Origin of the sequence: Microbacterium sp. No. 7 (assembly GCF_001314225.1) — a bacterium.
Classification (GTDB): Bacteria; Actinomycetota; Actinomycetes; order Actinomycetales; family Microbacteriaceae; genus Microbacterium.
On the sequence record NZ_CP012699.1, the window covers coordinates 25,896 to 45,747 of the forward strand.

At 65.1% G+C, this 19,852-nt stretch carries 23 protein-coding genes and 3 pseudogenes; 15 read left to right on the forward strand and 11 right to left on the reverse strand.

The window, feature by feature from the left end:
- Positions 1-65: 65 nt before the first annotated feature.
- Positions 66-422, forward strand: a complete 357-nt coding sequence (locus AOA12_RS22025; RefSeq protein ID WP_054687536.1) for a PadR family transcriptional regulator — start codon at positions 66-68, stop codon at positions 420-422.
- Positions 422-844 (forward strand): hypothetical protein, encoded by a 423-nt coding sequence (locus AOA12_RS22030; protein ID WP_054687538.1) that lies wholly within the window; start codon positions 422-424, stop codon positions 842-844. Before AOA12_RS22025 ends, AOA12_RS22030 begins: the two co-directional genes overlap by 1 nt.
- Here the strand turns inward: AOA12_RS22030 and trpS are convergent.
- Both trpS and AOA12_RS22040 read right to left on the reverse strand, forming a co-directional pair.
- A pseudogene (gene trpS, locus AOA12_RS22035) lies at positions 783-1,520 on the reverse strand (tryptophan--tRNA ligase); the annotation flags it as partial. The gene AOA12_RS22030 and the pseudogene trpS sit on opposite strands and share 62 nt — an antisense overlap.
- A gap of 351 nt (positions 1,521-1,871) precedes the next feature.
- Complete coding sequence (locus AOA12_RS22040) at positions 1,872-3,104, reverse strand: IS256 family transposase (RefSeq protein ID WP_054678500.1); 1,233 nt, start codon at positions 3,102-3,104, stop codon at positions 1,872-1,874.
- Between the two features lie 170 nt (positions 3,105-3,274).
- Between AOA12_RS22040 and AOA12_RS22045 the strand changes: the two genes are divergently transcribed.
- Entirely contained in the window at positions 3,275-3,739 is a 465-nt protein-coding gene (locus AOA12_RS22045; protein ID WP_054687540.1) for an adenine-specific methyltransferase EcoRI family protein, read from the forward strand.
- Positions 3,736-4,923 carry a GmrSD restriction endonuclease domain-containing protein gene (locus AOA12_RS22050; RefSeq protein WP_054687542.1) on the forward strand — a complete coding sequence of 396 codons (1,188 nt, stop codon included), beginning with the start codon at positions 3,736-3,738 and terminating at the stop codon, positions 4,921-4,923. Before AOA12_RS22045 ends, AOA12_RS22050 begins: the two co-directional genes overlap by 4 nt.
- Positions 4,924-5,268: 345 nt before the next feature.
- On the opposite strand, the pseudogene AOA12_RS23985 reads toward AOA12_RS22050, so the two are convergent.
- Positions 5,269-5,379 (reverse strand): annotated as a pseudogene (locus tag AOA12_RS23985) (AAA family ATPase); the annotation flags it as partial.
- Positions 5,380-5,409: 30 nt separating this feature from the next.
- Between AOA12_RS23985 and AOA12_RS23990 the strand changes: the two are divergent.
- A complete protein-coding gene (locus AOA12_RS23990) occupies positions 5,410-5,670 on the forward strand; it encodes a bifunctional nuclease family protein (RefSeq protein WP_231637278.1) in 261 nt (86 codons plus the stop codon).
- A 142-nt stretch (positions 5,671-5,812) separates the two neighbouring features.
- On the opposite strand, the gene AOA12_RS22060 is transcribed toward AOA12_RS23990, so the two are convergent.
- Both AOA12_RS22060 and AOA12_RS22065 read right to left on the reverse strand, forming a co-directional pair.
- Positions 5,813-6,565 (reverse strand): SDR family NAD(P)-dependent oxidoreductase, encoded by a 753-nt coding sequence (locus AOA12_RS22060; RefSeq protein ID WP_054687544.1) that lies wholly within the window; start codon positions 6,563-6,565, stop codon positions 5,813-5,815.
- A 255-nt stretch (positions 6,566-6,820) separates the two neighbouring features.
- Positions 6,821-8,056: an IS256 family transposase gene (locus AOA12_RS22065; RefSeq protein ID WP_054678746.1), complete on the reverse strand. Its 1,236-nt coding sequence runs from the start codon at positions 8,054-8,056 to the stop codon at positions 6,821-6,823.
- 56 nt (positions 8,057-8,112) lie between these two features.
- Here AOA12_RS22065 and AOA12_RS22070 point away from each other — a divergent pair, with 56 nt between their 5' ends.
- Entirely contained in the window at positions 8,113-9,441 is a 1,329-nt protein-coding gene (locus tag AOA12_RS22070) for an integrase catalytic domain-containing protein (protein ID WP_442922295.1), read from the forward strand.
- A 121-nt stretch (positions 9,442-9,562) separates the two neighbouring features.
- On the opposite strand, the pseudogene AOA12_RS22075 reads toward AOA12_RS22070, so the two are convergent.
- The 4 genes and pseudogenes from AOA12_RS22075 to AOA12_RS22090 all read right to left on the reverse strand — a co-directional run.
- Positions 9,563-9,769 (reverse strand): annotated as a pseudogene (locus tag AOA12_RS22075) (transposase); the annotation flags it as partial.
- A gap of 79 nt (positions 9,770-9,848) precedes the next feature.
- Positions 9,849-10,613: a hypothetical protein gene (locus tag AOA12_RS22080; RefSeq protein ID WP_156366708.1), complete on the reverse strand. Its 765-nt coding sequence runs from the start codon at positions 10,611-10,613 to the stop codon at positions 9,849-9,851.
- Positions 10,610-11,941 (reverse strand): hypothetical protein, encoded by a 1,332-nt coding sequence (locus AOA12_RS22085; protein ID WP_156366709.1) that lies wholly within the window; start codon positions 11,939-11,941, stop codon positions 10,610-10,612. Before AOA12_RS22085 ends, AOA12_RS22080 begins: the two co-directional genes overlap by 4 nt.
- On the reverse strand, positions 11,938-12,291 hold the full coding sequence (locus AOA12_RS22090) for a PadR family transcriptional regulator (RefSeq protein WP_054687547.1): 354 nt from the start codon (positions 12,289-12,291) through the stop codon (positions 11,938-11,940). Before AOA12_RS22090 ends, AOA12_RS22085 begins: the two co-directional genes overlap by 4 nt.
- 233 nt (positions 12,292-12,524) lie before the next feature.
- Between AOA12_RS22090 and AOA12_RS22095 the strand changes: the two genes are divergently transcribed.
- Genes AOA12_RS22095 through AOA12_RS22105 form a run of 3 tightly spaced genes read left to right on the forward strand, consistent with a single transcriptional unit; the run spans position 12,525 to position 15,327 of the window.
- Entirely contained in the window at positions 12,525-13,118 is a 594-nt protein-coding gene (locus AOA12_RS22095) for a recombinase family protein (protein WP_054687548.1), read from the forward strand.
- 5 nt (positions 13,119-13,123) lie between these two features.
- Entirely contained in the window at positions 13,124-14,515 is a 1,392-nt protein-coding gene (locus AOA12_RS22100) for a Mu transposase C-terminal domain-containing protein (RefSeq protein WP_082406573.1), read from the forward strand.
- Positions 14,515-15,327, forward strand: a complete 813-nt coding sequence (locus AOA12_RS22105) for an AAA family ATPase (RefSeq protein ID WP_054687550.1) — start codon at positions 14,515-14,517, stop codon at positions 15,325-15,327. Before AOA12_RS22100 ends, AOA12_RS22105 begins: the two co-directional genes overlap by 1 nt.
- Before the next feature lie 209 nt (positions 15,328-15,536).
- Here AOA12_RS22105 and AOA12_RS22110 read toward each other — a convergent pair whose 3' ends face one another.
- Complete coding sequence (locus tag AOA12_RS22110; protein WP_016997609.1) at positions 15,537-16,139, reverse strand: cadmium resistance transporter; 603 nt, start codon at positions 16,137-16,139, stop codon at positions 15,537-15,539.
- Positions 16,136-16,495 (reverse strand): Cd(II)/Pb(II)-sensing metalloregulatory transcriptional regulator CmtR, encoded by a 360-nt coding sequence (cmtR, locus tag AOA12_RS22860; protein ID WP_006590980.1) that lies wholly within the window; start codon positions 16,493-16,495, stop codon positions 16,136-16,138. The genes AOA12_RS22110 and cmtR overlap by 4 nt, the downstream gene beginning before the upstream one ends.
- 192 nt (positions 16,496-16,687) lie before the next feature.
- Between cmtR and AOA12_RS22115 the strand changes: the two genes are divergently transcribed.
- From AOA12_RS22115 to AOA12_RS22140, 6 genes are all read left to right on the forward strand, one after another.
- On the forward strand, positions 16,688-17,260 hold the full coding sequence (locus AOA12_RS22115) for a recombinase family protein (RefSeq protein WP_054687552.1): 573 nt from the start codon (positions 16,688-16,690) through the stop codon (positions 17,258-17,260).
- 180 nt (positions 17,261-17,440) lie between these two features.
- Positions 17,441-17,638, forward strand: coding sequence for a hypothetical protein (locus AOA12_RS22120; protein ID WP_054687554.1), 198 nt, complete (start codon positions 17,441-17,443; stop codon positions 17,636-17,638).
- Positions 17,638-18,477: a Fic/DOC family protein gene (locus tag AOA12_RS22125; RefSeq protein WP_082406574.1), complete on the forward strand. Its 840-nt coding sequence runs from the start codon at positions 17,638-17,640 to the stop codon at positions 18,475-18,477. Before AOA12_RS22120 ends, AOA12_RS22125 begins: the two co-directional genes overlap by 1 nt.
- A 4-nt stretch (positions 18,478-18,481) precedes the next feature.
- On the forward strand, positions 18,482-18,715 hold the full coding sequence (locus AOA12_RS22130; protein WP_054687661.1) for an antitoxin VbhA family protein: 234 nt from the start codon (positions 18,482-18,484) through the stop codon (positions 18,713-18,715).
- A complete protein-coding gene (locus tag AOA12_RS22135; protein ID WP_054687556.1) occupies positions 18,712-19,317 on the forward strand; it encodes a recombinase family protein in 606 nt (201 codons plus the stop codon). The genes AOA12_RS22130 and AOA12_RS22135 overlap by 4 nt, the downstream gene beginning before the upstream one ends.
- Positions 19,314-19,805, forward strand: coding sequence for a hypothetical protein (locus tag AOA12_RS22140; protein ID WP_054687558.1), 492 nt, complete (start codon positions 19,314-19,316; stop codon positions 19,803-19,805). The genes AOA12_RS22135 and AOA12_RS22140 overlap by 4 nt, the downstream gene beginning before the upstream one ends.
- Positions 19,806-19,852 lie beyond the last annotated feature (47 nt).

Genomic DNA, 19,852 nt, shown 5'->3' on the forward strand with positions numbered 1-19,852 from the left:
CGCATAGCGCTGTGCGAGCTACTGCGCATTGCGTGGTAGCGTGCACTCGACAAGAGGGAGGTCCGATGGATTCCACACAACTCCTCAAGGGCGTGCTCGACGCCGCCGTCCTCGCGGTCGTGCAACATGAGGACGGCTACGGATACGACATCGTCCGGCGCCTGCGCGATGCCGGCCTCGGCGACGTGGGGGACGCCTCGGTCTATGGCACGCTTCGACGGCTATACGGGGCCGGGGCCCTGTCGAGCTACGTCGTGCCCTCGGACGGCGGACCGCATCGCAAGTACTACGCGATCAGTCCGCTGGGTCGAAACATGCTCGCGGAGCAGCAGCGCGACTGGATGGAGTTCGCAGGGGTCATGACGACTCTGCTGGAACCCCAACCGCGCCCCCGCAAGATCACGAAGATCGGAGAGAAGTGATGGACCAGACGACGACCGCTCCGGATGCCTCGATCGCCGCGTTCGCGGCGGCAGTGCGCGCATCTCTCGACGACCTTCCCACCGACGAGATCGACGAACTGGTCGAAGGGCTCGAATCCGACCTCCTCGACCAGGCGTCCGACAGCGGCGAAGACTTCGCGCTCAGGGACCCCGACGCATACGCGGCCGAGTTGCGTTCGGCGGCGGGCATCCCGCCGCGCTCGGAAGTTGCCGTTGATCGGCGCAAGCCTTCGGCTGTTGCGGCTGAGTGGGTCTCGACCCGCTGGCGCTCGGCCGTAGAGCGAGCGCGGCGCAACGCTGTGGCCTCCTGGGTCATCGATCTGCTTATCTCGCTCCGGCCGGTGTGGTGGTTGGCGCGCGGGTGGGCGATGTACGCGCTCGTGTCTCGTCCGGTGTCATAGATAACGCGATCGCGTTCCCGTAGCTCTTCGACATCTTCCGACCGTCCAAGCCCGGAACCTCCGGCGTCGACGTGATCAACGCATCCGGAACCGGGAAGACATCCCCATAGCGCTCGTTGAACCGTCGAGCGATCACGCGAGTCATCTCCACATGCGGGAGGTTGTCCTTGCCGACGGGCACGAGATTGCCTTTGCAGAACAGAATGTCGGCCGCCTGGTGCACCGGATAGGTCAAGAGCAACCCGCTCAACGCGCGCCCGGACGCCGCGAGTTCCGCTTTGACGGTCGGATTACGATGCAGTTCCGCCTCGGTGACCAAGCTCAGGAACGGCAGCATCAACTGATTCAGCGCCGGCACCGACGAGTGGGTGAAAATGGTCGTCCGTTCCGGGTCGATGCCCGCGGCGAGATAGTCGAGCACAGCGCTATAGACGTTCTCGCGAACGTGAGCCATCGTGTCTCGGTCGGTGATGACCTGATAGTCCGCGAGCACGAGGAACATCTCGACGCCAGCCTGCTGGAGACGCACCCGTTCCCTGATGGTGCCAAAGTAGTGGCCCAGATGCAGCGGCCCAGTCGGCCGCTCACCCGTGAGGACTCGAAAGTGCTCGGGGTGCTCGGCCACGAGGACCGCGACCTCTGCCGAGCGTTGCGCGGTTGCGATGAAGGACTCCATTTGTGTCTCCCGATGATTGGGAGCTACACGGAGTACTCGGGCCGTTCCACGAGCTGCCGTGCAGCCCGTGAACATACTTCAACCGGCTGCTATCGCAGCCACCACCAAGCGGAACGGTTGAAGTTCATGAACGAGATACTACCGGGGCCCGGAACCAAGACCAGAAACCACAGGGTGGGTCCCGTTTAGATTGCCGCCCTGGGCCCAGCTGAGGTTGACATTCTCACGCGTGGCTGATGGCCGGCGATGTCCGGTTTTCGGTCATCGGCAACAGCAACGCGATCACGTACAAGGCCACGTCCCGCTGAGTGGTGGTCTTTCGTTTCCACTCGATGATCAGCTGGTTGCAGTTTAGGCGGCCGTGATCTCGGGCAGCATCACCGCGTCCTCGACCGAGTTGGTGGCGGCGAGTTCGGCCATAGACGCTTCGGAGAAGTAGCGGCGGTCGCCGGCTTCCCATTCGTCGTGCTGCTCGATCAGAACGGCGCCGGTCAGGCGCAGCAGGCTGGCAGCGTTCGGGAACACTCCGACGACGTCGGTGCGACGTTTGATCTCCCGGTTCAGCCGTTCCAGCGGGTTCGTCGACCAGATCTGCCGCCAATGCCGGGCTGGGAAGTGCTTGAACGCCAGCACGTCGGCTCGGGCATCGTGGAGCATCTCAGCCGCCTTGGGGTGAACGCGGTCGATCATGCGTGCAACCTCATCGAACTGTGCATCAATGTGCTCAGCGTCGGGTTGGGCGAAGATCGTGCGGATGATCGAGGCGACCATCTCCTGCCGACCCTTGGGTAAGGCGGTGAGCACGTTGCGCATGAAGTGCACGCGACACCGCTGCCAACTGGCTCCCTGCAACACCACTGCGGCGGCTGCTTTCAAGCCAGCGTGTGCGTCGGAGATCACCAGCTTCACCCCGCCAAGGCCTCGGGCTTTCAGGGACCGTAAGAATGCTTTCCAGAACTCCTCGGTTTCGCTGTCGCCCACGTCGAAGCCGAGCACCTGACGGTGCCCGTCAGCGGTTATCCCGATCGCGACGACAACCGCTTGGGACACCACCCGACCGTCGATGCGAACCTTGCAGTAGGTGGCGTCCAGGAAGACGTAGGGGTAGGCGATCTGGGACAGGGAGCGGTCGCGGAATGCCGCAACCGTCGCGTCAAGGCCTTCGCAGATGCGCGACACCTCGGACTTCGAGATGCCGGTGTCGGCGCCGAGCGCTTTGACCAGGTCGTCGACTTTGCGGGTGGACACGCCGTGCAGGTAGGCCTCCATCACGACGGCGAACAGCGCCTGATCAACCCGACGGCGCCTCTCCAACAGCGACGGGAAGAAACTGCCGGCCCGTAGCTTCGGGATTCGTAACTCCAGATCTCCCGCAGTGGTCGACAGGGTGCGCAGCCTCGCCCCGTTGCGGGTAGCGGTGCGCTCGACGGTGCGCTCGTAGGGTCCGGCACCGATCACCGACGCGGCTTCAGCGTCGATGAGTTCTTGGTAGAGCCGTTCGGTCATCTGACGGATCCGGTCGGTGGTGTCGGTGAGTTTCAGCTCGGCGAGCAGCTCGAGCAGGGCAGACTGATTGAGGGCCATCGTGCGATCTCCTGTCGTGAGTAACTTGGTCGTTCTCACTGACCATCGCACGGTGGCCCCCCACGTCAATGACACGACGCTCAAGACCGGAAAGTCCACCACTCAACGGGACTCAGGCCACGTACAAGGAGGTCTACCCACTGATCCAGGACAACGATCTGTGGCTGGGTGTGACCCGCGACGGTAACGGCTCGATGTGGTTCCGGATCCCCGACGACGCACCGATCAAAGCCACCGGCCAGAAGGTCGAAGACGGGGTTCGCTATCAGACGGTCGGAAACTCGGCCTGGTTCACCAACATCGACCACGGTCGACGTCACCAGCCGCTGCAGCTGATGTCCGAAGCGGAGAACATCCGGTACAGCAAGCACGCTCACGTCAAGGGCATCGGCTACGAGCGTTACGAGAATGAAGACGCGATTGAGGTTCCGCGGCTGGACGCCATCCCGAGCGACTACCCCGGGCTGATGGGTGTCCCGATCACCTTTCTGGGCAAGTACAACCCCGAGCAGTTTGAGATCGTGCGCTTCCGTTATGGCAGAGACGGCAAAGATCTACGCCTGCCCGGGGGAAAGTCCCCCTACTTCCGCGTTCTCGTTCGCCACCGCGCACCCCAGATCAGAGAGACAGCATGAAGACCGAGCTGAAGTTCATCAAGATCAGCGACCTCGTCGCAGGTTTTCAGTACAGCGAGCTCGATGCGAAGGGTCTCTACGGCCTGTCGGGCACGCTGACGATTCAGCCGGAGTATCAGCGACACTTCGTGTACGGGAACACCCCGCGCGAGGGCGCCGTCATCGACTCGCTGCTGAAGGAGTACCCGATCGGACTGATCTACTTCACCGATGTGACCGCGGGCTTCAACGACGGCAAGCAGCATCTCGAGGTGCTCGACGGCCAGCAGCGCATCACCTCGATCGGTCGCTTCGTGACGAACAAGTTCGCGGTAAAGGTCGGTGGCCGCGAGCGGTACTTCTCGTCGCTGTCGGACACCGAGAAGGAACTGATCATGGACCGCGAGCTGCTGGTCTACGTGTGCGAGGGCACCGAGCCCGAGATAAAGGCCTGGTTCCAGACAATCAACACCGCAGGCGTCGAGCTGACCCGGCAGGAGCTGCGCAACGCCGCATACTCCGGTCCGTTCGTTACGCTCGCCAAGGCTGAGTTCTCGAACGCGCGGAACGCGCTGCAGCAGAAGTGGGCGAGCTTCGTCAAGGGCGACCCGCTCCGCCAGGAGGTCCTCGAGGTCGCGCTCAAGTGGGTCGCCGCATCCAAGGCCCAGGAGATCGACGACTATATGTCGCTGCATCGGCACGACACGACGATCGACGAGCTGCAGGCCTACTTCACAACGGTCATCGAGTGGGTCGAGACGACGTTCGGGGGGCGCACCGACTCAGAGATGAGAGGGCTGGCGTGGGCTGATTTGTACGAGCGCTTCGGCAACAACCCCTACAACGGTCGCGTCGTGAGCGCGCGCGTGGGCGAGCTGCTCAGCAGCGGTGCCGTGCATGACCGAAAGGGGGTGTACGAGTACGTCCTCGGCGGCGAGACGCAGCCGCGCTTGCTCAACATCCGCCTGTTCGAAGACAAGGACAAGAAGGTCAAGTACGCACAGCAGACGGCGGCGGCGGAGGCGGCCGGCACCTCCAACTGCCCGGCGTGCGTGTTCGCGGGCGACGCCAACGCGACGAAGATCTGGTCGCTGAAGGAGATGGACGCTGACCACGTCACGGCCTGGTCGAAGGGCGGGGCGACGGACATCAGCAATCTGACGATGCTGTGCACGACGCACAATCGTCAGAAGGGCAACCGCTAGAACGGCACGCTGAGGCATCCAGCGGTTCGCCATCACTGCCGGCGCCGGCCAACCGCGCTCCTTCGACAGATCGAGCGACCTAAGCTCTGAGCATGTTCGACGGCAACGATGATGTGTCCCACGCTCGTCGTCGACGATTTGAGAGGGAACACCTCTCGCTGGACGTGCCGAACTGTCCTGGGTGTCTCCACCCCATGATCCCCGCCACTGATGGCAGCGAGTGGGTGTGTGAGTGCTCGGCTTGTGTGGGCCGATAACGATCGATTTCGGGACGAGTGCCAACCCCGGCCCGTCGACTGTGAAGTTCGGCGCTCTTCGGCGGTGTTCTGTGATCGTCCGGTGTCGCTAGTTTCCGATGACGAGGATGCTGGCGGCGGCTTCGACGACGTCGTCGGTGATGGTGTCGAGCTGGTTGATCCTGAGTACCCGGTTGATCTGGGGGAAGAGTCGCTCGAGACGGTCGGCGCCGAGGTCGAGCGGGTGGAGGTGACGAAGATCGAAGGCGGCACCTTCTACGCCGAGATCACCCTGCAGACCCAGTACGGCCGCCGCGTCCTCGACGCCCGGCCCTCCGACTCCATCGCGCTCGCCGCCCGCGTCGACGCGCCGATCTGGGTGGCGGACGAGGTGCTCGCCGAGGCGGGCATCGCCGACGAGACGGAAGGCTCGCACGAGGACGAGGAGGCGAAGCTCGCCGAGTTCAAGCGATTCCTGGAGGAGGTCGACCCGGAGGACTTCCAGGGGTAGTCGTCCGGTCGCGTGAGCCCGTCGAAGGGCCGCGCACGGTCCCTGAGCCTGTCGAAGGGCCGCGCACGGTCCCCGAGCCCGTCGAAGGGCACCGAGCCCGGCGCCTGGGAGCGGACTCGGTGACCGCCTGGATCCGCTCGCGTTACTGCGCGGTGTAGCCGCCGTCCACGGTGTGCTGCGTGCCGGTGATGAACGACGACCGGTCGGACAGCAGGAACAGCACCAGCTCCGCGACCTCCTCCGCCTTCCCGAGACGGCCGATGGGGTGCTTCGCGACCAGCCCGTTGTACCACTCCTCGGAGAGGTTCCCGAGCAGGGGCGTGTCGATGTAGCCGGGATGCACCGAGTTGATGCGGATTCCCTGCGGCGCGTACCCGAGCGCTGCGGCCTTCGTCATTCCGGTGACTCCGTGCTTGGCTGCGACGTACGGGACGGCCCCCGTGACGCCGACGAGCCCGAGGATGGAGGAGGTGTTCACGATGGAGCCACCCCCGGCCTTCAGCATCGCCGGGATCTCGTAGTACATGCCGTAGTAGACGGAGTCGAGGTTGATCGCCATCAGCTTTCGGTATCCCTCGAGGTCCGTCTCGTGTAGCGGGCCGAGCGGGCCGACGATGCCGGCGTTGTTGAACGCGAGGTGCAGCCCGCCGAACTGCTCGACCGCCGCGTCGACCGCCGCCTTCATCCGGTCCGCGTCGGTCACGTCCGCCGCGAAGCCGGCCGCCTTGCCGCCGGCGTTCCCGATCTCCCCCGCGACCCGGTTCGCGCCCTCCTCGTTCAGGTCGACGACCAGCACGGACGCACCCTGCTGTGCCAGCATCCGGGCCACCACCTCACCGATGCCGGACGCTCCTCCGGTGACCAGCGCGACCTTGCCCGCGAACTCTTCTGCCATCGTTCTCCTCCTTCTGCCTGGATTTTGGGATGCCGAATCGACGGCCGAGGAACGACCGCCGATGGTGTTCTCACGTCGAGGCTAGGGGAGGAATCTGAGGGGGTCAAGCCCCCGACGAGACTCACTTAAAGTGCCCGCGAAACGCCTTCGGTGCCTCATCTGAGAATGCCCGCGAAATGGCGACGCTCGGGGCATGGGGGTGACGTCCCGCTGAGTGGTGGAGTTTCTCGACACCGTGCGGTCAGTTGGGTTTGATTATGCCGCAGCGATTTCGGGGATGACCACCTCCTCGATGTGGGCGGTGTTCATGGCGTCGAGTTGCCGCATGGAGTGCTCGGAGAAGTAGCGGCGGTCGCCGGCTTCCCATTCGTCGTGCTGCTCGACCAGGACCGCGCCGGCCAGGCGCAGCAGCGCGGCGGGGTTGGGGAACACCCCGACCACGTCGGTGCGACGCTTGATCTCCTTGTTCACCCGTTCCAGCGGGTTCGTGGACCAGATCTGCCGCCAGTGCTTCTGCGGGAACCCAGTGAACGCGAGCAGGTCGTCTCGTGCGTCGGAGAGCATCTCGGCAACCTTCGGGTGCGACCGGTCGAGCATGCGGACGACTTCGTCGAACTGGGCCTGAACATGCTCCTTGTCGGGTTGGGCGAAGATCGTGCGGATGATCGAGGCGACCATCTCGCCGCTGGCCTTGGGCACCACCGCGAGGACGTTGCGCATGAAGTGCACCCGGCAGCGTTGCCAGGCGGCGCCCTGCAGAACGGTGCTGATCGCTTTCTTCAGCCCGGTGTGGGCGTCGGAGATCACCAGTTGCGTGCCGGCCAGCCCACGGGCCTTCAGAGAGCGCAGGAAGCTGGTCCAGAACGGCTCACTCTCGGTGTCGCCGACGTCGAAGCCGAGCACTTCGCGGCGTCCGTCTGCGGCGACGCCGACGGCGACGACGATCGCCTGCGACACCACCCGATGATTCACTCGTGCTTTGCAGTAGGTGGCGTCGAGGAACACATACGGGTAGCCCATCGTCGCAAGATCGCGGTCGCGGAACGCGGCGACCTCGGCGTCCAGGTCGGCGCAGATCCTGGACACCTCGGACTTCGAGATCCCGGTGTCGGCGCCGAGCGCCTTCACCAGGTCGTCGACCTTCCTCGTGGAGACGCCGTGCAGGTAGGCCTCCATCACCACCGCGAACAGTGCCTGATCGACGCGGCGACGTCGCTCCAGCAGCGACGGGAAGAACGTCCCCTGCCGCAGCTTCGGGATCCGCAGCTCCAGATCCCCGGCGGTCGTGGACAGGGTCCTCGGTCGGGAGCCGTTGCGCTGTGTCGTCCGGGTGGACGACCGTTCGAACGGGGCGGCACCGATCAACGCGGTCGCTTCCGCGTTGATCAGCTCCTGGTAGAGCGTCTCGGTCGCGACCCGGATCCGGTCGGTGACATCGGTGAGTTTCAGTTCCCCGAGCAGCTCGAGCAGGGCAGACTGGTCAAGAGCCATCGTGCGTTTGTGTCCTTCCGTGAGTTTCCTAGACAGTTCTCACTGACCATCGCACGATGGCTCACCACGTTCACGACGTGACACTCGAGCCCGAGAACTACACCACTCCCAGGGACGTCACCGGCATGGGAAGCGAGTTGTCGGTGCGGTCACGTGCGGAGATCACAGCGAAGTACGCCAAGGCGTATGCGAGGGTGTCGAAGAAGGAGCGGGGCCGGCTGCTGGGCGAGGTGGTCGCGGTGACGGGCTGGTCCCGTGACAACGCCCGCCGCAGGCTGGCCGCCGCCGCCAAGCCGCGGCCTCGGGCGGTGACGCCGCAGCGGCCGCGGCCGCGGAAATACTCCTACGACGCGGTGAAGGTGCTGCAGCTGGTGTGGGCGTTCGCCGGATTCGAGTGCGGGAAGTACCTGGCTGCCTCGATGATGGCCCTGCTGGACGCGCTGGAGCGCCACGGCGAACTCGTGCCCGGAAAGGCGCGGTACTCGGCGCAGGTGCGCGCCGAGCTGCTCGGGATGAGCGCGGCAACGATCGACCGGTACCTTGCACCAGCCCGTGCGACGGACCCGCTGCGCGGGGTCTCGACGACGAAGCCGTCGCCGCTGCTGCGCTCCTCGATCACGGTCCGTAAGGCTGGCGACGAGGTCGAGGACGCCCCCGGGTTCTTCGAGGGCGACACCGTCGCGCACTGCGGCCCAACGCTCAGGGGCGAGTTCGCCCGGACGGTAAACCTGACCGACATGCGCACCGGGTGGGTGTTCACGCGCTCGGTCCGCAACAACGCGCACGTGCACATCCTGTCCGCCCTCGACGCAGCGGTGGAGGCAATCCCCTTCGAGATCGTCGGGCTGGACTTCGACAACGGATCCGAGTTCATCAACCATGACGTGGTCGGCTGGGCCGCGGGCCGGAAGATCTTCTTCACCCGGTCTCGGCCCTACAAGAAGAACGACCAGGCCACGATCGAATCTAAGAACAACCACCTCGTACGCCGTTACGGGTTCTACTGGCGCTACGACACCCCCGAAGCGCTGATCCTGCTCAACCAGCTCTGGCCGCTGGTGAACGACCGGCTGAACTACTTCACCCCGACCAAGAAGCCCACCGGATGGGCCACCGACGCCGCCGGGCGCCGCAAGCGCCTCTACGACAAGCCAAAGACCCCGATCGACCGGCTCCTGGACGCAGGGGTGCTCTCCCCGGCACAAGAGGCCGAGCTGCGCGCCCGCCGCGACGCACTCAACCCCGCCGAGATCGCCCGCCGCATCCAGTCCCTCCAAGACCACCTCACCGGCCTTGCACGCGACACGACCCTCGCCCTCCAGGCCGTCTCGGCCACGCCACTGCCCGACACCAGCCGCGGCGTCCGTCTCCGCCCCGCCAGCTGACCCGATCTCGCGGGCATTCCTACTTGAGGCACGGGTCAGATTTCGCGGGCACTTGACAATGAGGCACCACGGCCCCTTGGAGTGGTGTAGTTCTCGGTGATCCTTCTGCTGTTGATGTTGGTTAGGCGCTGAGTTCGAGGATCGTGTCGGTGGTCACCTCGCTTGTGGTGTCGGGGACGAAGGTGAGGCGGGACTTGGCGAGGATGTCGAGGCCGAGGTAGCGGCGGCCTTCTGCCCATTCGTCGGTCTGCTCGGCGAGGACTGCGCCGACGAGGCGGATGATCGCATCACGGTTCGGGAAGATCCCCACGGAGTTCGGCGCTCTTCGGCGGTGTTCTGCGATCGCTCCTCGTCGCGTCTGAGCTTTGCGGCATCGGGTTGCGACGCACCCGCGTCGTCGGTGCAGACTAGTCAGAGGTAGTGCCCGCTGGCCGGTCGAGGCCGACGAAGTCCTGCATGGCGCGAGCGAACTTGTCCTGCTTGCCTGCTTGGACGACGGTTGCACCGTAGCTGATGGCGATTGTTGCCATGGGCCAGTCGAACTTCTCGGCCTCGCGTTCCGCATCGCCAGACAGGTCTAGCGCCCGGTCCTGGATGGTGAACGACACCCACTGGACCCCATCACTGGCGGTCGCCGCGAGGATCCAGCAGGACTCCCTGTCGGCTTTCCCACAGCTTTCAGACTGCTCATCGACGACGAATGGTCCGAGACCGGCCCGCTCGGCTGCACGACTGGCCGCATCGAGTACCGTTTGCCACTTCGCTCGGTCCGGCGTCCCCTCCGAGGCGAGCTCGCAGCAGTTGACGGTGATCAGCATGGATTCCCCGCCGTACCCGTTCCCCACTTGGGCGTGCCAGTTGTCGTCTGAGAACCAGGTCGATTCGGGGGTGGCAGGGACCAGGGCGATACCTGACTCGTCCGTGATCGCTTCGGCGATGTCTTTGGTGATGCGCGTTGCTACGGGCTGCAACTCGACCTGATCCGGGTAGCCGATGAGCGCTTCTCCGTCCTGACCGGCATGCGCCGGATAGTTCATCCACTCGGCAACAACTTGCTCACCCGCTGCGTTCGTGTGGATGGTCGTTGGCGACGGCGTTTGACCGAAGGCTGCGCACCCCGTCAGCAACGTCAGCGCTGCAAGAACTAGCGCGACCCGCGGGACACACTTCATGCCATCACCGCCGGGGCTGCGGGTCCGTCGTGAACAGCGCTGGGATGCTTCGACTGACCGCCGCTTCGGCCGCGGAGCGCGACGATCACGCCGAAAATCGGGACGGCGAACGCAAGCACAGGTATTACCGTGATGCCGATGAGCGCTGCGTAGGCGATGCCACTGGCGATACCCACAGCGACACGGGCTGCGAGCGGTCCGCGCAGGCGCGGAGTGGCCCACCAGGCCAGGGCGCCGCCGCCAAGAGCAGCTGACAGCGTCATCCATGGACCCATGCCCTCCCACTCGGGGGCGAACATATAGGCAACGGCGACTGCGATGAGAGCGACGACCGCGACGCAGAGCGGCCCCCACACGACGATGCGTCCGCGGTGTTTCGACGCATCGAGCCCGACCGCAGCAAGGAGGGGGATGCTGGCGGCGAGCATGATCGTAATGCCCTGGCCCATCGCCACGGTGCCATCCGTCGCTCCCGCAGACCACGCGGTGCCGGTGAGAGCGTAGGCCACGCCCACGAGTCCGCCGGCCACGCTGAACCAGGCCAGCCGCTGCCCTGAACGTCGGGATTCATCGGCGCGTGATGGCGACCTGAGCGCGTGCGTGGGCGTCGCGTCCCCCCGTTCGACGGTGCGCAGCGCCACGATGGCCACGATGACGGCAACGACGTTGGACATCACAGGATTGATCAGTCCGACGCCCAAGACGGGAGCAGCCAGCGCGCCGACAATAATCGCGATGGCGATGCGGCCAAACCCCGGTATGCGGGTTGGGGTGAGCACGCCGTCGAGAAGAAGCGCGAGCCCGAAACCACCGACAACCCAACCGCCGATGAAGAGCGGCACCCACGCGGCTGCCAGTCCGGCAAGGGCGATGCCAGCATCCGCGAGATCGAAGCCCCGCGCCCACGACAGTTGCGCGAGCGCGGCAAGAATCAGCGCACCGACAAGCACGGCGAGCACGATCAGCGTACGAAGCGGCGCGATCCATCCACGGGAGCGGATCAGCGCAACAACTCCGATCAAGGCTAGGACAGGAGCTATCCCAGTCGTCACTACTCCCGTGTAAGCGCCCCGCAGACCGAGCATCCACACACCCGAGCTAAGGACGAGCGCGACTACCGACGACCAGAGAGCGACCCGGGTATCCAAGCGCATCGCCAGGCCGTTCACCATCGCTGAGAGGGCCTCATCGCGAGACGGTCCCTTCCTGCCCTCGTGCTCGGCGTGATCAAGCAACGTGCCGAGCAGCACGTCCCCATTCGCCGCACGCCACCACGCCGGATACCAGCGCAGCAACCGCTCGAACGCGTCAGCACCGCGCCGGCTCATGCCAACGCCGCCGGCGTGAAGGCGAACGCTGACTTATGCGTCGTCAACTGGGCGCGAGCCGCGCGAGCGGCCTGCTCCATCGAGTCGACCTCCTCCGAGAGTCGTGCGGCGCCCTCGTCAGTGATGACAAAGTAGCGCCGCGCGCGACCATTTACGATCTCCTCGCCATCAGCGCGGATGGACCCGTTCGCCTCAAGTCGCTCCAAGGCCGCATAGAGCGTGGGCACCTTCAGCGAGACCCGCCCATCGGATGCTGTCGCCGCCACCTGAAGGATCTCGTACCCGTGCCGACGGTGCGACGCTAGCGCAGTCAAGATCCAAAACGACGGTGGGGCTAGGGGAATGGTCATATCACCAACCATATTCTCGCAGCGAGAATATGACAAGCGGCCCACGTTTCCGCTACTGCGAACGATTATGTCGGTGTTGCAGAAACGTACAGCTTTCCGAGACAGTGGCCTGTCGCCGAGAAGGCTCGGTTCGAGTGCCGCGATTCCGTGGCGGTGCATGTCTTGCAAATTCGTCTCAACGCAAAGTGTCTCGGCCGGGTGACGACCGAGGGTTTCTGAGTCACAATGGCCAGGTGAGACTTCTTGGATACACCCGGGTCAGCACATCAAGCCAGGATGCACAGCTGCAGCTCGACGCGCTCGTTGGCGCCGGCGTTCAAAAGCGTGATGTGTTCGCTGACGTCACATCCGGCAGCAAGACGGCGGTCGAGCGTCGAGGGATGAAGAAGCTTCTCGAACACGCTGAGCCCGGCGACACCGTCGTCGTCTGGCGCGTCGACCGACTCGGCCGATCCCTGATCGACGTCCTCAACACAGTGAACCTACTGCGCGATCGCGGCATCCACGTGCGCTCGATCTCCGATGGCATCGACCCGACGACATCGACGGGCCGGCTAATGCTCAACATGCTGGCCACACTCGCCGAGTACGAGCGTGAGTTGATTGTCGAACGAGTCAACGCCGGCATCGCCGCCGCCAGGCAAAACGGAACCCGATTCGGTCGGCCCGTGTCTGACCCGGTCGTGATCGCGGAGAAGCTGCAGCTCGTAGCTGATGCGCGTTCCCGGGGCCGCACGGCGGAAGATGCGGCCCGTCTCGTCGGGTGGAGCCGAGCGACCCTGTACCGGCATCAGCAAACTCACGCTTCACACGCCGCGACGATGTAGCGGTCGTGGACGGTGAGGGGCGGTGGCGGATTCTTCGGCTGCATGTCGAAGACCAGATTCCCCTCGCCGCCCTCGCCCGAGAATCCCGGATCAGCGCGAGAACACTTCAACGCTGGCATCACCTGTACCGCGATGGCGGCCTCGCCGCGCTCGACGCTCAGCCTCGCGGTGACCGCGGAGCGCGACGGACCCAGCCTGAGACTGTGGCGTTCATCGAACGCCTGGCATTGACGAGACCCCGTCCCGCCCTTGCTACGCTCCATCGCCTCGCCACTGCGGACGCAACACGGAGGGGTGTTCCCGCGCCGAGCTATTCGACGGTCAGGGAGATCGTCATGGATCTCGACCCGGCGTTGGTGACCCTCGCGTTAGAGGGGCCGGCGTCGTATCGGGACAAGTTCGAGCTGGTTTTCCGTCGCCGTGCCGATCACCCGAACCAGACGTGGCAGTCCGACCACACCGAACTCGACATCCTCATCGTCGGCGCCGACGGTAAACCGGATCGACCCTGGTTGACCACGGTCCTAGATGATCACTCCCGCGCGATCTGCGGCTACATGGTGTTCACCGGCGCACCGTCTGCGATAAACACCGCCCTCGCGCTCCGGCAGGCGATTTGGCGCAAGACTGACCCCGCCTGGGCCATGTGCGGGATCCCCGACGTTCTGCACGTCGATCACGGCTCCGACTTCACCAGCCATCATCTGGAACGTACCGCGATCTCGCTACACATCCGGATCATCCACTCCACCGTCGGCAGACCTCAAGGGCGAGGAAAAATCGAGCGAGTCTTCCGCACCATCAACACCGAGCTCCTCGCAGTGCTGCCCGGGCACCTCGACCGAGGCAGCAGGAATCCGAAGCCAGTCCTCACCCTGACAGAGCTTGATCGGGCAATCGGCGCGTTCATCGCGACCTACAACGACCGAATTCACAGCGAACTTGGGATCTCTCCGAAGGCTGCGTGGATCGGCGACGGGTGGCTTCCTCGCATGCCCGACAGCCTCGAAGAACTCGACGGTCTGCTCCTCACCGTCCCGAAGAACAGAGTCGTGCAACGCGACGGCATCCATTTCCAAGGCCAGAGGTACCTCGCGCCGACTTTGGCGCCGTTCGTGGGACGAACAATCACCATCCGATACGACCCCCGCGACATCTCAGAGATCCGCGTCTACGACCGCGACACGTTCATCTGCACAGCCATAGACGAAGCCCACCCGAACCTCCGCCTCAGCCTCCGCGACATCGAAACCGCACGCCGGGCACGGCGCCGAGAACTGCGCCGCACAATCAACGATCGGATCGCCACGGTCGCTCCACGTGAAGAACCCCGCGCGCCAGTGCCCGCGCTCACCCCGCGGCGGCCACGGCTGCGCACCTACGAAGAGGACGAATGATGAGCCACGGATTCATCGTCACCAAAGAACACCGACGCTTCACCGAGTTCGCGAACGCCGTCCGGAAAGAGAAGACGATCGGGATCTGCCACGGCGCAGCGGGCGTCGGGAAGACGAACTCCGCCCGCCGCTACGCGAGCTGGGACATCCTCGAGCCGTACATCAACGAATGGGGTCCGCGCGGAGAGCACGACGCGAAGCATTACGCACTGGCGAACCGATCTCGGGCCGTCTTCTACACGCCCGAAGTCCTCTGCCGCCCCAAAGACCTCATGCAGGACATCGACCACTGGCAAATGAAAGTCGGCATCTGCGCCGACGAACACCTCAGAACACTCAACCCAGACACCGGGTCCTTCTGTCAGAGAGACGTCAAACACCTCGTCGAACTGCTCATCATTGACGAAGCCGAACGGCTCACCCCGACAGGGCTGGAACTGCTCCGGGACCAACACGACCGCACCCACCTCGCGATCATCCTGATCGGCATGCCCGGCATCGACGAACGTTTCCGCCACTACCCGCAACTCTTCAGCCGGCTTGGTTTCTCACATCAGTACCGAAACCTAGGCCGTGAGGAACTCCTGTTCGTCCTGGATCGCCACTGGAAGCGCCTCGGAAAGACCCTCGATCCGGACGACTTCACCGACGCGCAGGCCATCGCCGCGATCGAACGCATCACCCGCGGCAACTTCCGCCTCCTCGAGCGACTCTTCCCCCAGATCAACCGGGTACTCAGGATCAACCAGCTCGACACCATCACCGACGACGTCGTCGAAGCCGCCGCCAGCATCCTCGTCATCGGAAACTAGCGACACCGGACGATCACAGAACACCGCCGAAGAGCGCCGAACTTCACACCCGTCGACGTTGTGGCTTCGTTCGCTTGGTGGCGGGGTTTTTGCAGCGCTCCGTGGCGGTCTTGTTGCCGCGATCACGCAGGACTGGCTGCAGGTAGGTGTCGCGGTCTGAACCGAGAGGGGTGCGCCCGGTCGGGGCCGTTTGGATCGCTGCCGCTACGTCAGAGTCCGAAGGCTCCGCCGCTGACGAGGATCACGATGCCGAGGCCGATGAGAACGATGGGGAAGAGGATGTGCTCCCAGCGTTCGAGCACTTCTGCGATCGGGGGGCGGGTGGCGACGAACTTTGCCAGGGCCACCAGGACCGCGACGAGCGCGAGGAAGACGATGCAGTAGGCGACTACTGCGAGAGGTTCCACGCTGAGGAAGACAGGGGTGTAGACGCCGATGTTGTCGCCGCCGTTGGCAAGGGTGACGCCTGCGACTGTCCACACGCCGACCTTCTTGCCGGCAACCTTGGCCTCGTCGTCATCGTCGTCATCGTCTCCGCGCCAGGCCTGCCATGCGGCCCAGAGGCCGAGGCCCAGAGGGATGAGACCGAAGTACGGGATGGCTGCCGAGGGCAGGAATGCTCCGGCACCGATGGTCACCAGGACCGCGGCACCGAGGATGCCGGCGAATCCGAGGTACTGGCCGGCCAGAATGCGGGCGGTAGTGCCGCGCTGGCCTGCCCCTCGCGCGAAGAAGAGGGAGAGCACGATGATGTCGTCGATGTTGGTCGCTGCGAACAGGCCCATCGCCTGCAAGACCGAGGTGAGGATCATGCGCCCTCCCCAGCTGCGTCGCATCCGGGAAGCGAGCAGGCGGGATCGATGCACGGGGCGTCTTCGTCCACTGCCAGGGTGGCATCGACCAGTGCCGTCAGCGCCTGCGCCAGGTGCGAATCGGCGATCTCATATCGTGTCCGACGACCCTCGGGCTCGGAGACGACGATCCCGCAATCGCGCAGGCATGCCAGGTGGTTGGACACGTTCGGGCGTGTCAGGTCCAGATCTCGGGCCAGTTCCGCCGGGTAAGCGGGATGGTCGAGCAGGGTCAAGATGATCCGGGATCGAGTGGGGTCGGCCAGTGCACGACCCAGGCGGTTCATCACGTCGAGACGCGAAGCAATAGTCAGCATGGACTGAACTATACAGCGCGCACTGAACACTCGGTCACAGGCGTCAGCCTAGATCGCATGCCCGTAAGGGGAACCTTCACCGTACGTCGAGAGAGCTTCCTCCTCGACGACTCCTTACGAGGGATCGGCATGTACGCAAGACCCGTACGGTGACATGGGCGGTGAGGGGAGGGCAACTGCAACAATGGGGACATGCATGTCGGCTACGCGCGCGTCTCGACTCTCGAGCAAGACCTCTCCGCCCAACGGGAAGCACTCGAGCGCCTCGGAGTCGAGAACAAGAACATCTACTTCGACCACGGCCTAACGGGAACGACCCGCGCCCGGCCCGGGCTGCGTGAGGCACTGGCCGCGACCCGGGATGGGGACACCCTGGTGGTGACCAAGCTCGACCGGCTGGCCCGCTCGCTCCCGGACGCGAGGGACATCGCCGACGAGCTCACCATCAAAGGAGTGGCGCTCAGTCTCGGAGGCAGCGTCTACGACCCCAACGACGCCGTCGGCCGGTTGCTGTTCAACGTGCTCGGCATGGTGGCCGAGTTCGAGGCGGACCTCATCCGCCTGCGCACCCGCGAGGGCATGGCCATCGCCAGATCCAAGGGCAAGCTCAAGGGCAAGAAGCCCAAGCTCTCGCCCTCTCAGCGCAAGCATCTGTTGACGTTGCACGCGGCTGGCGAGCACACCCAGGCCGAGCTCGCCGAGCTGTTCAACGTCTCCCGCACCACCATCTACCGCGAGCTGCGCCGCACCACGGCGGACACCTGACCGCGCCTGCACCGCCACTGAGCGATCACAGAAGCCCGCCACCAAGCCATCACATCCACACGTCGACGTCGACACGCCGTGCCGAAACTCCGTGCCAAAACCTCCCATGTTCCGAAACCTGATTCGACCGTTTTCGGCCCATAGCTGATAGAATCGAAGCACGCCACGAGAGGGGCAATCATGGTCCGTACGCTCATTGCCGCACCGCCGGCATCGACCACTGCCGAGGACCGCCTGGCGTTCGCGGATGCAGCTCTCGCGCTGGCCGGCCACGAGGTCATCGACCCGGCGCTGCGCACCATCGTCGAGCGGGCCGCTCGCCACGAGCTGACGGGGGATGAGGCGCGCGCTGCGATCCGCCGCCATGTGCAGGGCTGATGCCTCGCGGCACCACCTTTCGTACCTGGGATGACTACTTCATCCCAGGTACTTCTGTGTTGAGGAACAAGTTCACCGCACCCGGCAAGCCGTATGGGGAACCCGACCCCGACAAGCTCCGGCAGTTGGAAGAGGCATACGCGCACACGCGCCTTCAAGAGCTGTACGACGGCCCGATTCCTGGCCAGTTCGACTACGACCACATGAAGGCGATCCACGCTTACGTGTTCCAGGACGTCTACGAGTGGGCTGGTCAAGAACGGGTGGCGCCGGCCGGACAGTTCATGACGAAGGACGGACACGCCTACTACGGCGCCGGCCCTCACCTGACGGCGGGCGCCGAGGCCGAGTACGCCAAGCTCGCCAGCAAGGACTATCTGCGCGGACTGCCGAAAGCGAAGTTCGTCGACGAGCTCGCGGAGAGCTGGGGGGAGCTGAATGTCGTGCACAGCTTCCGTGAGGGCAATACGCGGACGCAGTTCGTGTTCTTCTCCCAGCTCGCAGAGCAGGCCGGCTATCGGATCGACGCCGCGCAATTTGCTCCCGGCTCGCCGCTGCGCGACGAGTTCGTGCAGGCACGGTTTCACTCCCAGGACACCGGCCGAAACGATCAGCTCGCCGCGGTGCTGGGGAAGGCGATCACCCCTTTAGACCGTGACGCTTCGGCGTCCCGGATGAGCGACAACGGCGTAGCCGACGCCCTCCGCGCAAGCTTCCCCATGAGTGCGAGAGGGGCCGTGCGACCGGCACCCACGCCGGGCGCGAACGTCGCAAAACGTTCGACGACGCAGCACCCCGAAAGAGGCAGAACCGACACAGGACGGAGCGGACGTGACTGACCCGATGACTACTCGATTCGACATTGAGCAGCGGTGGCCGGAGTTGTTCGACGGCCTGACCGAGACGCAGCGCTGGTCCGTCGCGCAGTCCCTCGCGGCCGCCTGGCATGAGGGCTGGGAGCCGAACCGCGCCGACGTCGCCAACCTCACCGAGTATGCGGGTGGCCGGATCGACCACGCCGAGTACATCCGTCGATCGGATGCGTCGTCGAAGGGCACGCGGGGGAGTGCGCGATGAACGTTGTCGGCTACGCCCGTGTGTCGAAGCGGGAGCAGAACCCCGCCGCCCAGGAGGCCGAGCTGCGCGCGGCCGGCGCTTCTCGAGTATTCGTCGACCACGGCGAATCCAGCCGCATCACGGACCGCCCGCAGTGGCTTGCCTGCCTCGATTACCTCCGCGAGGGCGACACCCTTCTGGTGCGCCGCCTCGACCGCCTCGGCGGCACGGAGCGAATCATCATCGAGACGCTGCACGACCTCGACCGTCGAGGGGTGAACATCAAGAGCCTCACGGAGCCGATGATCGACACCACAACCCCGATGGGCCGCGCCCTGTTCGGCATGGTCGCCGTGTTCGCGCAGCTCCGCGTCGACACGATCCGGGAGAACACCATGCGGGGCCTCGCTCACGCGAAGTCGCAGGGTCGAGTCGGTGGGCGGCCGGCGAAGATGACGCCGGAGAAGATCGCACAGGCCAAACGGATGCGCGCCGAGAACGCGAGTCTTGATCACATCGCCGGGGTTCTCAGCGTTGGTAAATCGACGGTCGCCCGCGCGCTTGCTCGCCTAGAGGATGATTCCGAGCAAGTAACGGCAGGCGCTTCGAGCGGCCGACGGTGACCACCCGAAACCTCGACGAGCTCCGAGAGCTGATCGACCACCTTCTGACGCAATGGGCACTGCACTCCGACGTGGGAACCTACCGGCAGCCGGCGGCCCGACGAGGCAAATCTTTCACCAGTCCCGACATCACGCGCGCTGCGATCGTCGACGGCTTCGTCCCCACCGCCGGCCTCGTGCTCTCCGAGCGGACCCTCTCGAAGCTTCGCACTGGGGAGCAGGGATGCGACGCCGCCGAGCGGCACCTGGTGAAGCTCGGTGCCCGGCCGCGTCGCGCCGGGCAGGATCCTCGCGCGTGGCTGCATACGGCACTCGTCGACGTCGGAGTGCAGAAGATCCGCCACCCCGGCAACTTCCGCTACGCCTGGGCGCTCGGCACTGCGCGTCAGCGTCGCCAACAGCTGGTCGCTCTCGAGCGGACGACGTACCCGAAGGCCGCGCGAGACCTGCTGCCGTTGATCACCCCCGGCGGTGAAGACGCCGCATAGAGAAGGTCCCCGGAGGGATGCAGCACCCTCCGGGGACCGAGGTGAAG

Bases quoted from the DNA above. Each gene is read 5' to 3' on its own strand.
- AOA12_RS22085 (WP_156366709.1), bottom strand. From the start codon at position 11,941: ATGAGCCGGCGCGGTGCTGACGCGTTCGAGCGGTTGCTGCGCTGGTAT.
- AOA12_RS22065 (WP_054678746.1), bottom strand. From the start codon at position 8,056: ATGGCTCTTGACCAGTCTGCCCTGCTCGAGCTGCTCGGGGAACTGAAA.
- AOA12_RS22125 (WP_082406574.1), top strand. From the start codon at position 17,638: ATGCCTCGCGGCACCACCTTTCGTACCTGGGATGACTACTTCATCCCA.
- AOA12_RS22115 (WP_054687552.1), top strand. From the start codon at position 16,688: ATGCATGTCGGCTACGCGCGCGTCTCGACTCTCGAGCAAGACCTCTCC.
- cmtR (WP_006590980.1), bottom strand. From the start codon at position 16,495: ATGCTGACTATTGCTTCGCGTCTCGACGTGATGAACCGCCTGGGTCGT.
- AOA12_RS22030 (WP_054687538.1), top strand. From the start codon at position 422: ATGGACCAGACGACGACCGCTCCGGATGCCTCGATCGCCGCGTTCGCG.
- AOA12_RS22050 (WP_054687542.1), top strand. From the start codon at position 3,736: ATGAAGACCGAGCTGAAGTTCATCAAGATCAGCGACCTCGTCGCAGGT.
- AOA12_RS22025 (WP_054687536.1), top strand. From the start codon at position 66: ATGGATTCCACACAACTCCTCAAGGGCGTGCTCGACGCCGCCGTCCTC.
- AOA12_RS22090 (WP_054687547.1), bottom strand. From the start codon at position 12,291: ATGACCATTCCCCTAGCCCCACCGTCGTTTTGGATCTTGACTGCGCTA.
- AOA12_RS22130 (WP_054687661.1), top strand. From the start codon at position 18,482: ATGACTACTCGATTCGACATTGAGCAGCGGTGGCCGGAGTTGTTCGAC.
- AOA12_RS22040 (WP_054678500.1), bottom strand. From the start codon at position 3,104: ATGGCCCTCAATCAGTCTGCCCTGCTCGAGCTGCTCGCCGAGCTGAAA.
- AOA12_RS22070 (WP_442922295.1), top strand. From the start codon at position 8,113: ATGGCTCACCACGTTCACGACGTGACACTCGAGCCCGAGAACTACACC.
- AOA12_RS22135 (WP_054687556.1), top strand. From the start codon at position 18,712: ATGAACGTTGTCGGCTACGCCCGTGTGTCGAAGCGGGAGCAGAACCCC.
- AOA12_RS22080 (WP_156366708.1), bottom strand. From the start codon at position 10,613: ATGAAGTGTGTCCCGCGGGTCGCGCTAGTTCTTGCAGCGCTGACGTTG.
- AOA12_RS22120 (WP_054687554.1), top strand. From the start codon at position 17,441: ATGGTCCGTACGCTCATTGCCGCACCGCCGGCATCGACCACTGCCGAG.
- AOA12_RS22105 (WP_054687550.1), top strand. From the start codon at position 14,515: ATGAGCCACGGATTCATCGTCACCAAAGAACACCGACGCTTCACCGAG.
- AOA12_RS22110 (WP_016997609.1), bottom strand. From the start codon at position 16,139: ATGATCCTCACCTCGGTCTTGCAGGCGATGGGCCTGTTCGCAGCGACC.
- AOA12_RS22060 (WP_054687544.1), bottom strand. From the start codon at position 6,565: ATGGCAGAAGAGTTCGCGGGCAAGGTCGCGCTGGTCACCGGAGGAGCG.